General features: G+C 57.0%; 11 protein-coding genes and 1 tRNA gene. 4 read left to right on the top strand and 8 right to left on the bottom strand.

Annotated elements, in window-relative coordinates; all coding sequences use genetic code 11:
• Positions 1-196: 196 nt before the first annotated feature.
• The 3 genes from HMPREF3164_RS03105 to HMPREF3164_RS03095 all read right to left on the bottom strand — a co-directional run bounded on the left by HMPREF3164_RS03105 (position 197) and on the right by HMPREF3164_RS03095 (position 4,236).
• Positions 197-1,330 carry a histidinol-phosphate transaminase gene (locus tag HMPREF3164_RS03105; RefSeq protein ID WP_210391449.1) on the bottom strand — a complete coding sequence of 378 codons (1,134 nt, stop codon included), beginning with the start codon at positions 1,328-1,330 and terminating at the stop codon, positions 197-199.
• 86 nt (positions 1,331-1,416) lie between these two features.
• Positions 1,417-3,594, bottom strand: a complete 2,178-nt coding sequence (locus HMPREF3164_RS03100) for a hypothetical protein (protein WP_070448785.1) — start codon at positions 3,592-3,594, stop codon at positions 1,417-1,419.
• Positions 3,595-3,621: 27 nt separating this feature from the next.
• Positions 3,622-4,236: a hypothetical protein gene (locus tag HMPREF3164_RS03095; RefSeq protein WP_070448783.1), complete on the bottom strand. Its 615-nt coding sequence runs from the start codon at positions 4,234-4,236 to the stop codon at positions 3,622-3,624.
• A gap of 424 nt (positions 4,237-4,660) precedes the next feature.
• Here HMPREF3164_RS03095 and purB point away from each other — a divergent pair, with 424 nt between their 5' ends.
• On the top strand, positions 4,661-6,100 hold the full coding sequence (gene purB, locus HMPREF3164_RS03090) for an adenylosuccinate lyase (protein WP_004005639.1): 1,440 nt from the start codon (positions 4,661-4,663) through the stop codon (positions 6,098-6,100).
• A gap of 278 nt (positions 6,101-6,378) precedes the next feature.
• Here purB and HMPREF3164_RS03085 read toward each other — a convergent pair whose 3' ends face one another.
• The gene (locus tag HMPREF3164_RS03085; RefSeq protein WP_070448781.1) at positions 6,379-8,121 is read right to left on the bottom strand and encodes a DUF5635 domain-containing protein; all 1,743 of its coding nucleotides are present in this window, start codon (positions 8,119-8,121) and stop codon (positions 6,379-6,381) included.
• A gap of 260 nt (positions 8,122-8,381) precedes the next feature.
• Complete coding sequence (locus tag HMPREF3164_RS03080) at positions 8,382-9,269, bottom strand: di- and tripeptidase (RefSeq protein WP_070448779.1); 888 nt, start codon at positions 9,267-9,269, stop codon at positions 8,382-8,384.
• A 439-nt stretch (positions 9,270-9,708) separates the two neighbouring features.
• Here HMPREF3164_RS03080 and HMPREF3164_RS03075 point away from each other — a divergent pair, with 439 nt between their 5' ends.
• Both HMPREF3164_RS03075 and HMPREF3164_RS03070 read left to right on the top strand, forming a co-directional pair.
• The gene (locus HMPREF3164_RS03075; RefSeq protein ID WP_070448776.1) at positions 9,709-10,779 is read left to right on the top strand and encodes an EamA family transporter; all 1,071 of its coding nucleotides are present in this window, start codon (positions 9,709-9,711) and stop codon (positions 10,777-10,779) included.
• 110 nt (positions 10,780-10,889) lie between these two features.
• Complete coding sequence (locus HMPREF3164_RS03070; protein WP_070448774.1) at positions 10,890-11,927, top strand: EamA family transporter; 1,038 nt, start codon at positions 10,890-10,892, stop codon at positions 11,925-11,927.
• 56 nt (positions 11,928-11,983) lie between these two features.
• Here HMPREF3164_RS03070 and HMPREF3164_RS03065 read toward each other — a convergent pair whose 3' ends face one another.
• Together HMPREF3164_RS03065 and HMPREF3164_RS03060 are read right to left on the bottom strand one after the other, a co-directional pair.
• Positions 11,984-12,829: a spermidine synthase gene (locus HMPREF3164_RS03065; RefSeq protein ID WP_070448772.1), complete on the bottom strand. Its 846-nt coding sequence runs from the start codon at positions 12,827-12,829 to the stop codon at positions 11,984-11,986.
• A gap of 9 nt (positions 12,830-12,838) precedes the next feature.
• Positions 12,839-13,654 (bottom strand): DsbA family protein, encoded by an 816-nt coding sequence (locus HMPREF3164_RS03060; RefSeq protein ID WP_070448770.1) that lies wholly within the window; start codon positions 13,652-13,654, stop codon positions 12,839-12,841.
• Positions 13,655-13,813: 159 nt separating this feature from the next.
• On the opposite strand from HMPREF3164_RS03060, the gene HMPREF3164_RS03055 reads away from it, so the two are divergent.
• Positions 13,814-13,885: transfer RNA gene (locus HMPREF3164_RS03055), tRNA-Thr, on the top strand.
• A 101-nt stretch (positions 13,886-13,986) separates the two neighbouring features.
• Here the strand turns inward: HMPREF3164_RS03055 and HMPREF3164_RS11250 are convergent.
• Positions 13,987-14,290, bottom strand: a 304-nt coding sequence (locus HMPREF3164_RS11250; RefSeq protein WP_210398361.1) for a hypothetical protein, incomplete at its 5' end; no start/stop codon positions are given.

Genomic DNA, 14,290 nt, shown 5'->3' with positions numbered 1-14,290 from the left:
CGCTTAAGAACGAAGTGAAGGTTTATTGTGCGGTTTTCTATGCTTTCCTTCTGGCGTAATGCACCGTTTCTGTGTGCATGTTGGTTCGCGGAATACTTACGTGAGCGAGGAGCATTCTAAGTGTTGTCGCCGAGAGTCCACACGGTCTCTTCCCGAGCCCTCGGCGACATAGCTCAACCCCGCGAGTTGAGGGAGTTTAGACTCTGTGCGGGAACTGCTCGCAGATGCTGATGAAGCGGTCATTTGCCTCATCTTCGCCGATGCTCACCCGCACGCCCTCGGAGTCGAAAGCGCGCACCGCTAGGGCGTTAGCGCGCGCCAGTTCGGTAAATTCTGCGGTGTGTTCTCCCAGAGGAAGCCACACGAAGTTGGCGTAGGTTTGCGGAATGTTGTACCCCAGCTCGTGCAGCCGGGCGGCCACGCGCTCACGCTCAGTCACCAGGTGTTGTACACGTTCCATCACCTGATCTTCATGTTCTATGGAGGCGACGGCGGCGGCCTCTGCCACGGCGGTGACGGCGAAGGTTGTGGCGCTCACCCGCAAATACTGGGTCAGCTGCGGATGCGATACCGAGTACCCCACGCGAAGCCCCGCAAGTCCCTGTGCTTTTGAGAAGGTTCTGAGCACGATCACGTTCGGGTATTCACGGTACAGGCGCAGACCGTCCAGCGGTGCATCTTCCCCGTCGGGTACGGGTGATACCGTGCAGAACTCGAAATATGCTTCGTCGAGCACCACCACAATATGAGGCGGCACCTGCGCTAGGAACTCGCGGATTTGTTTTTCGGTGACGGCGGGCCCGGTGGGGTTGTTAGGGGTGCACACCAAGATCACGCGGGTGCGGTCGGTGATCGCATCGAGCATTCCCTGCAGATCGTGGGCACCGTTGGGCAGGTTTGGAATCTGCACGCTTTTTGCGCCCAGCAGCCCCACCAGAATGGGGTATGCCTCAAAGGAACGCCAGGCGTATATGACTTCGTCCTGCACGCCGTCGGCATCGACTCCGGCAAACGCTTTGAGAATCTGGTTGAGTGCACCCAGGCTTCCGGCGCCGGTCACGATGTTCTCAGCATCCAGGTCGAACCGCTTGGCGAGCGCTTCACGCAGCTTCGTTGAGAGCGGGTCTGGGTAGCGGTGTACCGCATCGAAGGTACTGAGAATTTCGGCGACCTTGGGTACGGGTCCGAGAGGGTTCTCGTTGGAAGATAGTTTGTACTGGGTTAGCCCGGCAACCTGCGGCGCGGGTTTTCCTGCTACATAGGCCGGAAGGTTCGCAAAAATATGGCGCGGGGGAATCGGTGATGTCTGCGGTTGGTGTGATTCACTCATATCCACAGTATAGTGCTCGCTCTCCTCCCCGCCCCGGATTTTTGCGCTAGGTCACGCGGGTTTCTGCCGATCGGGCGCGGTTGCGTTTATGCCGGTGCGCCCAGGAGCCTGGGGTCGTGTGAGGTGCGCATCTTAGGATCTGGGGTGTTGGTCGGCATACGGCTGCCGGTATCGGCAGGGGTTACGGTCTCACCATCGGGCTGCAGCTGATTCTGCGGTATGTGCAGGTGCGGTGCCTCGGTGGGGTTGCCCAGCAGGTGCTCCCCCAGCGGCGGCAGGTATCCTTCCTGTGTTTTCAGGTCAAGGTTCGGCAACAGGTTTTCACCTCCGCCCGTGCCGTGAGGTATGTCAAGCTTGGGCAGGTGCAGGTCATCCAGCAGGCGCGGCGCATAATACGGTTCGGCGTGGGAGCCCGCCCCGGAAGGTATGATCCCTTCCCCTTGATGGCTGTACGGCATGGGTTTCGGCCCCGATATGTTCTCCAGCGACTCGGGAGCATGCCATGCTGCAGGTGAGTGTTGGGTATCTGCGGTACCGGGGTTCTGCACCGGTGCGGGCAGTCCCGAAATCTTCGGGTCCGTGTAATCGACGGGCTTTCGTGGATCAAGCGCATCCATACTGGGTTTCAAAAAATCGGGTGTCCATGACCGTGCCTTATCTTGAGCCAAGTCAATCCCCATATTTCCAGCTACTTGAGGATTTACACCACGCTCATTTGATAATGTTGCGGCTCCGCTCTCCCATAACGAAGGTCCTCCCTCAGAGGTAGCGTTATAGACATTTCCGCCTTCGTAGGTGTAGTTACCTTGAGGGATAGCCGCCATAGGTTTCTGCGCATTAGTATTCCGTTCTAATGATTCACGATAAAACCTCATATCGTGAGTCATTTCATGTGGTTTAGGATCTCCGCCCTGGCGAAAACTTCTGCGATCAGTAATCACGGTCGAGTCACCTGGGCGTTCCTTCCACGTCTGACCGCTGATGATTGCGGGGATAGGATCGCCTTTGTCTTTGGTTTGATGCACGCGGAAGGTCTTATTTCCTCGGTCTGGTAAAGCTTGTACGGGGCCGCCGAAAGTGTATACATCGCTCACGTGGTAGCGTGAGGCAAATTCGTTGTTATTGGCGGCGTTATAGGCGATAGCCGCACCTTGGGAATGTCCTACGAGAATCACATCATCGGCTGAGGTTACGCCTTGGTCTCTTAGCGCACGGTCTAGGGCACGCATCATGATATGGCTGTCTTGTATAGAAGCGTTCGGAGTATCGGCGCCTATTTGCAGGGTGCCTTGGATACCGTCGGGTTCGCCAGGTTTATTGGAAAAGTCCGTCCCCGGGATATAGGCGTATACAATTTTGCGCCCGGTTTGGGGGTCTCGGTATACCTGTACCTCAATCCCCGAATAACCGTGTCCGTCTTTATCTTCGCCTTCGTATTTTTTCGAGAGGTCTCCCTTGCTCACGCGCTCCATATTCTGGGCGATCTCGGCGCGGGTGCGGGGCATTTTATCCGTCGGTTCTGCCTTATCACGATGCCAGTTCTTGAGTTCACCGCGGTTCTTGTTGTCCTGTTCTTTCTTCCCGAGCCACGGCATTTTCCCATTCGCAATTCGTTCGGCTATCTCACGGGGAATACCCATTTTTTCGAGTTTTCGAGCTATACGTCTGCGCGCCATCTCCGGGTTGGCGCGCATATCCTGGTAGGCGGTCGCCCCGAAGAGGGTAATCGCCGTCAGTGCGGAAAAGCCCATAATATAGGGGTTGCCGCTGCGCATACCCCACCCGAAAATGCTCTCTGCGGCGCTATATCCAAGCTCGTACTTTTCCCAGGACCACATGTCGTTGAAGGCGCCTTGCGGATGCATGATCGCGTTGCGCATCCACTCTTCCTGCGACATGCCGTTAGGCATCTTCCCGTCCTGAGTGAGCCCGATGCGGTTGAACAGTCCCTTCGCGGCTTCTTCTGCCTGATGGTAGCCCTTCGAGCAGGTGTCTATTGCGCTGGCGGTTGCCTCTAGCTTAACGGCTCGTTCCCCCAACGTCGCCGCGGCAGAGGTGGTCATGACCGAGGCTTGCCGCCCGTGCTCGTTGGTGCCGAGAAAAAGCATAAGCTGCGCCGCGATACCGCCCAGCGGCAGGGGTAATGACCCGCAGTCGCCGCCTAGCTGGTGTACATTCTGTGCGAGCTGCGGTAGCTCTTCCAGCAGAACGCTAATGGTTTTATCGTCCCCACCGGCTGCTATTTGTTGTCCCGGAGTGTTCATCGTGAGTCCTTCCCTGTTATCTAGCGATTAGTGAATGCCCGAGCTCTGCAAGAGCCCGGTGGGAACCTGCGAATAATTGAGTAACTGATCCAAAGCATGCTGAGCGTTTAGCGCACCGGAGGATTTGATGATGTCTGAGGGGTTCAGGTTGTCGAGGGTATCGGCGGTGGTGTTCAGCAGGCCTTTGAGCATTCCGTCTAATCCGGCGGCGGCACCCAAAATAGTGTTTGCTTGGGATTCCAAGGCTGCGGCAACTTCTTCGCCAGCGCGGCGGGCATCCTCGGCTGCGTGCTGTACCTGCTGGTGAGTTTCGGTCAGGCTTTTTTCGTGCTGTTCTAATGCGTTTCGATAGGCTCTCCCGGCCGAGGATTTCCAGTGTTCGGCACGCATACCGTGGGCTTTGTGAAGCATCGTCTGAATACTCGCAGCATGCTGTTCTAAGCTGGCGGCGAGTTCCTGACCCTTACTGCGCGCCTGCCCCGCTAGTCCTTGCAAAGACGCCGCAAAACTGGTTGCGGCGCTGGTACCGATCCCCATGTCACCGGCGGCACGCAGAATATCTGCGGACGTGGGCGGATGCGCGCCCGGGGGAATATCGCCGGTATGCGGCTGGGGCGTTGGTGCGGGTGCGATGGCTGTCATGTCTTCCTCGTTAGCTCTTTGTGTACGGCGGGCGGCTCCCGGTGTGCGGCCGCACGGGTACGCCTGAGTACCCGTGCGCGTGACCGATGCTGTACCTGTTTACCTTCACCCTAGAAGGCTCGGCACAGGTTAATACCCGCTCTCTCGTTGCCCTGTGGATAACCTGCCGTAGTGGGACACTTTCGCTGATTATCCACAGGCTATTTCTTTCGATTTCGTTGGATGCGCGCACTCGCATGACCGAATATGACATGGGCCCGCACAAGCGTGGCAGAGCGCGCATCCCATAAATAACGCCTTAGTCGAATCACAGGAAGACACCCAAAATTCCCGAGACGCTGTGCTCAAGACAGACACGGCGCCCCAGCCGCCATAGAAGACACCCAATCTGACCTTTTACGCCAAAACGTGCGAAGATAGAGGTATGTCTCACCCTGAAAACACGCTCCTGCCCTCGGGAAGAATCGACCTGGGCACCAGTAATCTTGCGCTCGGTCCTCTCGATGGGCGTTACGCCCCTGTGACCGCGCCGTTAACGAACTACCTCTCCGAAGCCGCGCTGAACCGCGACCGCATTCACGTAGAAGTCGAATGGTTCATATACCTGTGCGAGCATGCCGTTCTTCCCGGGCTCACGCCGCTCACCGATGAGCAGAAGTCCGGTTTACGCGCTATCGTGACCGAGTTCAACGCCGATTCCGTCACCGAACTCGCCGAGATTGAGGCGGTCACTGTTCACGATGTGAAGGCCGTCGAGTACTATATCGGTCGCCGCCTTGAAGCGCTGGGGCTGGGGCATCTGGTGCCGCTCGTGCATTTTGGGTGCACCTCCGAAGACATCAATAACCTCTCCTATGCCCTGGGTATTAAGGACGCGGTCGAGAATGTATGGCTTCCCGCCGCCCGCGATCTGGTGCAGGTTTTGCTGGATCTCGCAGAGACCGGCAGGGATGTTCCGATGCTCTCTCGCACGCACGGCCAACCCGCAACACCCACCACGCTGGGCAAGGAAATGGCTGTGCTGGCGTACCGTTTGAAACGCCAGATTTCCCATGTTGCCGCCACCGAATTTTTGGGCAAGATTAACGGCGCGACGGGCACCTATGCGGCGCATTACGCCTCGGTTCCGGGGGCTGACTGGCAGGCTATTTCGCGGGGTTTCGTGGAGCATCTGGGGCTTAGCTGGAACCCGCTGACCACACAGATCGAATCGCATGACTGGCAGGCGGAGCTGTACTCTGATGTGGCGCATTTCAACCGTGTGCTGCATAATCTGTGCACCGATGTGTGGAGCTATATTTCGATTGGCTTCTTCCGCCAGATTCCGGTGGCTGGTGCTACGGGCTCGTCGACGATGCCGCATAAGGTGAACCCGATCCGCTTCGAGAATGCGGAAGCTAATCTTGAACTCTCCAATGCGATCTTCGATTCGCTGGCATCCACGCTGGTGACTTCGCGTTGGCAGCGTGATTTGACCGATTCTTCGGCGCAGCGCAATATTGGCGTGGCATTTGGGCATTCGGTGCTGGCGATTTCCAATGTGATTAAGGGTCTGCAGCGCCTCGATATTGCCGCCGACGTTATTGCCGCCGATCTGGAGTCCAATTGGGAGGTTCTGGCGGAGGCCATTCAAATGGTTATGCGCGCGGAGGCAATCGCGGGCACCCCCGGCATGGAGAACCCCTATGAGCGTCTGAAGGAGCTGACGCGCGGTCATCGGGTGGATGCGGTGCGCCTCAAAGAATTTGTGGGCACTTTGGGCCTGTCGGCCGAGGCGCAGGAGCGGCTGTCGAACTTGACCCCGCATACGTACAACGGCATCGCCGCGCAGCTGGTGGATCACGCGAAGGATGCGCAGGGCTAAACTCCTTCAATCCTTATCGCCCACTCTCTACGTCCTAAAAAAGGCTCTTTATTCACATAAAGCGGTTTTTCCAATGCTTTATGTGAATAAAGAGCCTTTTTATGGTTCTGACAGGGGCTATAGAACACCCATTATTCGCCAGTTTTCCACCTCAACACAAAAAGTTGTTAGATTAAGGATGCTCTAATCTAACAACTTTTCGCACTTTGACGGAAAACTGTTAGATTAGCACCCCGCTAATCTAACATCAACTACTCCACCTACAGAAATTCAGCAGATTACCGCCCCTGATGAACCATAACGTACCTTGTGGAACGACCCTGTCCTTCCTGCCTTAGAGTACCTTCATCGACTAGAGCGTCTAAAGCCCTTTTGGCGGTACCGCGGGCTATATGCGTCAGCTCCATCAAATCTCCCGTTGTGATTGCACCGGTGAGGTCGCACCACGCCCGAATCACATCGTGCATAGCCTGCGCGGATCGTGACAGATAGGGCAGCACATAGTGGTCGTTCTCGCCCCGAGCATTCTGAGCAAGATTAAGCGCACCTTCACCCAGAACCCACACCTGTTGCTCTTTAAGACGGGCTACCAGCGGAACACCCTCAATAACGGTCTGTTCGGCAGCCCGCAGCGTGAGCGCCGCTGATTCTTCAGAAGATTGCAGCCGTTCGGCCAAAGTTTTCAATGTGATAAAAGGGTGCTGTATCAAATAGCTGAGAATAATAGCGATTCCCACGTCTTTCTGACGTGCGGTAGGAACAATCGCTGATACGACCTCTAGTACAGGCAGTACTGGTGTTCCTCCCACGAGCGTGCATTCAATATGCGGACCCGCCACTTCCGCGAAGATAGGGGGCAGATGCCCAAGAACCATCATGGACTGGTACATCCGATCAACCCCCACTCCCTGTTTCTCCACAAGGGTCAGGGCACGGAATAGGTCGGCGAGCGCGGGGTATCGTGCAGAACGATTGCTGAGCACATTATCCGCAGTAACTCCACCGTAAAATCCGCCTGGGCTTCGCACCACGAGGGTATTATCGAGTGTAATCCAGCGGATATCGGTAGGTTCAGAGCTGTTCCAGTCGCGGTGAATAATGCCGTTGAGAATAGCCTCGCGCACAGCGTTTTCGGGAACCTGCCGGACTGCGCGGTGCGCAAACCCGGTGGGAAGCGTAATTTGTGTATTTACGTTTTGCAGAGCCTGCTCGATCTGCCGTATTTGTTCCAGCAGCGGCAGGTCAGCGTCGGGTCGCACAGTATTGAGGATTGACCCGGCGGGAACGTCGAAGATAGTGAGTTCAAGTAGGGTTCGGGATGCGGGGCACAGGGTGAGCGCGGCGGCTTGCGAGAGCTTTCCATCGGAACGCAGCGCGCCCAAACGCTGCAAGACCTCGCGGTCCGTGAGGGCTGTATCGGCTCCGAGCAGGGCGCGCACATAGTTCATGGTGGAGCGTGGAATATCTTCAACCGTGTAGCGGGTGCTTTGAGCCATTTCGTCGTATTCCCGCATATTTTCACGGTGTTCCCACCAAAGGGAGCGGTCAATAGGCTTGCAGTGATCCCCAACGCGCCACCGCAGCTTATTACCGGTATCATACACAGGCTCTTTGGCCTGGGGTACGTAGAGAACCAGCACGCGCAGACCCTGGGCTCCGCCAAGGTGGTGTTCCACAATATCGGGGGCGACCTGTACCGCCTCATCAATACGCTGGCGCAGCCATTCAGTATCAAGCTCGGTGCCCAGTACCGTTCCATGACTGTCTTCAACGCCTAGGATCAGGGCGCCTCCGCCGGGTGTATTGGCAAAGCACGCGACTTCATCTGCAAGTTTTGATGCTGCTTCAGCGTTACGTGTTTCGCCAGGCAGAAGAATACCACCAGCGCCTCGGCGTCCTGCTTCCTCTTTGAAATCTATGGATGCGCTCTCTCGATTCGCGTGAAGCTGCCCGTCTCGATACGAAGCAAGGATTTCGGCGACCTGTTTTTCAAGGTCTCGCCTGCGTTCTGAAAGTATCATGCCGTCTCCACAACAGTAGGTTTCAGGGCGGTTGAAGTGTTCTTCTTGACCAACGTCACCACCAAGTCTACCTAAAAACACAAAAAGTTGTTAGATTAAGGATGCTTTAATCTAACAACTTTTCGCACTTTGACGGAAAACTGTTAGATTAGCATGCTGCTAATCTAACAACATCCCGTGTACGTCTCGTGGAAACCGCGGCAAAACGGGCGCTCTTACCCGCGAAATACCGGCAGGCAGGGGCAAGGGGCTAGTTTCTTCTAGTTCTCCATCGTCTTGCGATGCTGCGCGCCAGGATTTTGCAGCCCGTGAGCGTGCGCATCGTGGTTCTTCGTATCGGCCTTGGTGCGCTTGAACTTACTGGTCAGTGCTCGCGTAACCTTGGGTCCGTGAGAGTTTTTCTGCTCGTCAGACGTAAACTTGGGGGCGCGCGGAGTAAGCATCAGCTCAGCTGGGAAAAACGCGGGAGCATCACCAAACGCATTACGGGCGCTCTTAACCACGTCACGCCCCAGCGCCAAGTTTGCGCCACCGCCGACCACCGCACCCACGCCGAACGGCAGGGCACGCCCCAGCAGGGCTCCGCTCTGGCGGGTCAAGAAACGCTTGATAAACATATTGCGAATCGTGCGTTCCACACTAAAAGTCTTGCCCGCCGACTTACCGCCCAGCAGCATGCCCCACCGATTGGAAACGCCGCTCGCCTTCCCGGTCTGCAGCAGCACGGTGTTCATCAGCTGTGAGCCTTCCTCACCAAGCATAATCGCCATCACCATCGAACGTGCAACCTCGGGGTTTTCCACGTGCACGCCGTGTAGCTCAGCCACCGCCTGCGCGAATAGCGCGGTCCTCTCCAGGTACCCGCCGACCGCGAGCGCCGAAAGGCTCATCGAGGTCACAGTTCCGATTCCGGGCACGAAGGCGGATGCGCCCGTTACCCCACCGATTGCGGTCACGTCACGCAGATAGTTGCGTTCAAGGCGCCGCAGAATCTTTTCGGGGGTTTCATCCGGATGCCCCGACCGCAAACTTTTCACCATCGACAGCGCCAAGGGGCGCTGAACGCGCAGAACGGTATCAAGCGTTTTGGTAAGTGCCGGGCGGGGATTGCCGTTATCGTCAAAAAGGGACTTTTTCGGGTTTAGCATAATGCCAGTAAAGCACGTTTTGACTCAAAGTAGGTACCGCATCCTGCAGAAACGGCGCTTATTCCGCCCAGCGAGTATTCCGCCGCATTCATAACACATCCTGACCTGGATTTTAGTGCGTCAAGCACTACTTTCCCCTGCTCTACCTGTGCACACTATGCATGACATCGATATTGCCCACCAACCCTTCGGTACGGTATATAAGCCCAAGCCCAGAGCTGGTATCTCAATGCGGCACAGTTCTTTCTGTTGTTTACCTTCGGCAGATTTTATGATGGAGTAAATTTCACGGTATGACGTTTTAGTTCGGCTTTTCGCCCCGAGGGCTTAGAATTGAGCTAGGTTACACAACACACTCGTTCACTCAGGCGCTCCGACGCGTCTTCTGCGGTGTTCAGCAATGGCACTAACACCGGCCTTCACATAGTAAGGAACCTATATGTCTGCTCCTGCTTCGGCGCGCTCGCCACTGGCGACTCAGGGCCTCGGTATGGCGTATGCTATCGGCGCCATCATTTCGGCACAGTTCGGTTCTGCGCTCGCTAAGACGATGATGGGCGATCTGGGCGCGTGGGGTGTGGTGGCGCTGCGCATGATCACCTCATCGCTTCTGCTGTATCTCTTTTTCCGCCCACAAGTTCGTCAATGGACGCGCCCGCAGTGGCTTGCTGTGATCGTCTTGGGGGTTGCCCTTTTCGGTGCAAACGCCTTCTTCTATGTGGCAATTCAGCAGGTTCCATTGGCGATCGCGGTGGCTATCGAGTTTATGGGTCCGCTCGTGTTGGCAACGGTTCTTTCGCGAAGAAAACTCGACCTGATCTGGATTCTCCTTTCCTTTACCGGTATGGCTATTTTGACGGCAGAGTCGCAGTCAAAGCCCGAAGATTTCGCACTGATAGGTATATTTTTCGCTATTCTAACCGCCGCTTCTCGTGCCGCCTATATTCTGGCGACGGAGCGTGTGGGTGCCACAATTCCGGGGATGGGCGGTATGGTGATGGGCAATCTTGTCTCCACACTCTTAGTTATCCCGTTCCCCTTCTTCATCACAGGCAATCATTTAGGGAAAGTTATCACCGACCCCGCCTTACTGGCGCTTGGTTTTGCGATGGGACTTCTGGCATCCGCGCTTCCCGCACTGGGCGAGATTTCGGCGCTTCGCATGCTCCCCTCGAATGTATACAGCGTGGTGCTTTCGCTGGAACCTGCCGCGGCGGCGCTGGTGGGCGTTATTATTCTGCAAGAACCCACCGATGCGGTGCGCTGGATTGCAATTGCGATGCTGATTACGGCAAGTATCGGGATTACGATATCGCACGCTCGGGTGGAACGCCGGGCCCTTGAGGAAGGTACAGCGGAGACAATTACGCATTTCCTGCCTGGCGCGGTTGACAGCATCGGTGCCGACCTTGTGCAGAAGACCGGGGTGATTACCCTGCCCACCACCGAGCAGATCAAGCTCGATCGGCAAGCTAAAGAAACCCGGCCAGAAGGCTCCTCCCAAACGTAGAATATACTTCACATTTGGGGTATGCCCTAGGTTACAACAATATGCAGGTAGCGGTACCATTATTCTCACGTGGTACCGCCGCCTGTTGTCGTTGTGATCTAGGAGGTTTCTTGACCAGCCTCACCCCTCATAGTCGCCGCAAGCGCCCCAGCGTCGGCATCATCTTTGTGATCATCTCATGCCTTTCTCTGCAATTCGGCGCGGCTTTCGCGGTGCACCTTTTTCCGCTTTTTGGTCCGTGGCTCGTCACGATGCTGCGCCTGCTTCTCGCCGCGATCACGGTAGGAGCGGCGGTCTGGATTGCCGGGCGCTGGCGGGCGCATCGGGCAGGTACACAAACCGCATATATGGCAGTACCCGCAAAAACATCCGACGGATTCTTAGGCTGGTCTTCCCGCCAGTGGCGTGCCATGCTCATTTTTGGTGTCACGCTCGGGCTCATGAATGGCTTCTTCTACAATGCGCTGGCTCGCATCCCGCTCGGGCTGGCGGTGGCGGTCGAGTTTACCGGTCCGCTCGTGCTGGCCTCTATCCTCACGCGGCGTAAACGCGACCTGGTGTGGGTATTCTGCGCGGCAGCAGGCATGGCGGTACTCGGTTTCGAGGCGGTACACGGGCAGGAAACGGACCTGCTGGGCGTACTATACGCCCTGATCGCGGGCGCATTCTGGGCACTCTACATTCGCTCAAGCGCCTCAGTCGGCGAACTCGTGCCCGGTGCAAGCGGACTCGCCGTAGCAATGTCCGTGGGAGCCATCTGTGTGGTCCCCGGGGCCCTGCTTTTCCCCGGCCCCGTAGCGCTCTGGAGCGTTACGCACGATACCCAACTGGTGCTCTTCATCATCGGAACCTCCCTGCTGGCATCGGTCGTACCGTACAGCAGCGAGTTGGCAGCCCTGCGGCACCTTCCCGAACAGGTCTTCAGCGTGCTTCTCAGCCTGGAACCGGCGATTGCGGCGCTCGCGGGGTGGGCGCTGTTAGGTCAGGAAACCGGTCTGATGCGCTGGGTTGCGATTATCCTGCTGATCACGGCAAGTATCGGAATTACCCAGACAACCGGGGGTTCGGCGCCTGCGGACGAAACTTCGGATTTTTACCGGAGGAACGAACCTCCCGAGCATACCTCTCCCCTGCCGTTGCCGGAGTAAGCCACAGGATACTACGCTGCGTGCCGGGCCGGTTCTGCGACGGGCAGCGTGGGCAGCTATTGCTCGGCCAGGTACCCCAGAAAATCCCGCAGTTCTTCGGTACCCAGCGCCTCCGCCGGATGCGGTCCCCGCGCGAACAGCGCATCGGCGGTGTCTTCGTCGAGTTCGCGTGCGGTTGCGATCAGCACCAGGTTCCCCTCGTGTTCACCGCTCAGCATGGAAGAATCACACAGGCACCACACATGCTCGAACGTGTCCAATAGGGCGCGCGCCTGCCCCTGAAAGAAGGGCAGCCCGGCATCATCGCCCACGTTCACGGCGAGTACCCCGCGAGCGCTCAGAAGCTCACGCAGCTCGGCGTAGTAGTCGGCGTTGGCAAGGTGGACGGGCGCATCCATGCCCGTAAAAATATCAAGAATAATAGCGTCGATCCCGCGAAAAACGCCGTCGTCGGATGCGGCATGAGCGCCGAAAAGCGCGGGAATCTCGGGGAGCACGGCGCGCGCATCCGCAACCACGAACTCGCACCGGGTACCTGCGGGCAACGGCAGCACCTCGGTCACAAACCCCATCAGCTGTGGCTCATAATCGACGGCCACTTGCGAAGACCCCGGGCGCGTGGCCTGCACATAGCGGGCGAGCGTGAGCGCCCCGGCCCCCAGGTGAAGAGCCGTCACGGGTTCGCGCGGCGGTGCGAGTACATCCAGCACATTGGCGATGCGTCGCAGATACTCGTAAAACACGACGGTCGCATCAGCAGCATCAACATGGGATTGTTCGGCACCACCGATGTCAAGCACATAGCCGTGCTCGCTGAATCCGTCCTCAAGAATGCGACCGCGCTGACCGCTCACACTCAGGTGAACGCCCAGCGCGGCACGCTCTCGCTGTCTTTCATCCATCACGAAAGACTAGTTCAGTCCTGCGGCTTTCTTGAATTTTTTGACCATATCCTCAGCGGAGGTCGAAGAATCCACATTCTCAAGAGGCTTATCGTTCACCACAAATTGGGGGGTGCCCTTCACGCCGATCTTTTGGCCGTACTCAAAATCGCCCTTGATCAAGTCGATGGTTTTTGGATCGACCAGGTCAGTCTTGAATTTCTCCTCATCCAACCCGAGTTCCTGAGCATAGCTGAGGAGAACTCCCGCCAGATCAGTCCGGCTCACATCTTTCCAGGAATCCTGAGTTTCAAAAAGCTTATTCGCCATCTCCAGGTGCTTATCCTGAAGTTCTGCCGCCTGCACGGCCTGCGCGGCGGGTACGGCATTCTTATGGGCGGACAGCGGCATATTGCGCACGGTCACATTCATGGTGCCCTCAAGGTCCTTGGCAACCTTCTCATAGGTGGGTTCGGCCTTGGCGCAGTAGGGGCACTGGTAGTCGGTGTACAGGGTCACGGTGGGCGCACCCTGCTTGGGGGTGTTGAGGTGGTATCCAACCTCGTCACGCTCGCCAACTTTGGTGGCGGTCATTTTGGCGGAGTCACCCGAGGCCGAAGCCGAACCGGATGCGCTTGTCTCTCCCCCGGCGCTAGCGCTGCCGGAAGCATCGCCCGAGGGAGCGCTGTTTGCTGAGCCGCTTGAGCTGGCGTTAGAGCTTGAACTGCCGCTTGCGGATGCGCTTGCCCCGGAATTTGAGGTGGCGTTCGCGCATGCGGAGAATACGACTGCGAGAGCGGGTACCCCGAGTGAAAGCGCGGTACGGCGATTGAGCATAGATGTCATGAGGGTTCCTTTACCGTAAAGATAATAGATCTTCGTTTTATCCTCCCATATCTTGCGGGGGAACGCACCCCTTTCGAGTTATGGGTCATATTCGCCCTGCCCTGTAATCTCTGCTAATATTGGCGATGGTATACGCGCCATATAGCTCGTATATCGTGTGCCTCCTTAGCTCAGGGGTAGAGCATTTCCCTCGTAAAGAAAAGGTCGTGGGTTCGAATCCCACAGGGGGCTCAGCGTAACCCGTCGTCTTCTGCCAGCGGGCAGAGTGCGGCGGGTTTTGTGTTTCCCATCTACGGATTACCCTTGAAAACCCGTACAATAAGGAAAGAGTTTTACCGTTTTGTTTGCACTTCGAGAGGGGCATCATGCGTCATAAAAAACAGACCCAGCGTTTTGGGTTGGTATTCGTGCTTCTGCTGATACCGTGCTGTGCGCTGTGGTTCTTTTATCGATGGATCTTCGGTGAAGACACCATTATTGCCGTCCCCATCGTGTTGGGGGTTGTGACCTCCTATATTTGCGCCTATGCCTTTACCGGCGGCAGGACTCCGTACAACTAGCTGCTCACGACGAAGCCGTACCGTATAGAGAACACGTGAGCCGCGCATCCTGCCTCTGAGCAGGATGCGCGGCTCA

This window comes from Rothia sp. HMSC08A08, from assembly GCF_001808385.1.
Taxonomy (GTDB): Bacteria; Actinomycetota; Actinomycetes; order Actinomycetales; family Micrococcaceae; genus Rothia; species Rothia dentocariosa.
Note: the sequence above shows the minus strand (reverse complement) of the source record. Positions and strands in the feature narration are given on the sequence as shown.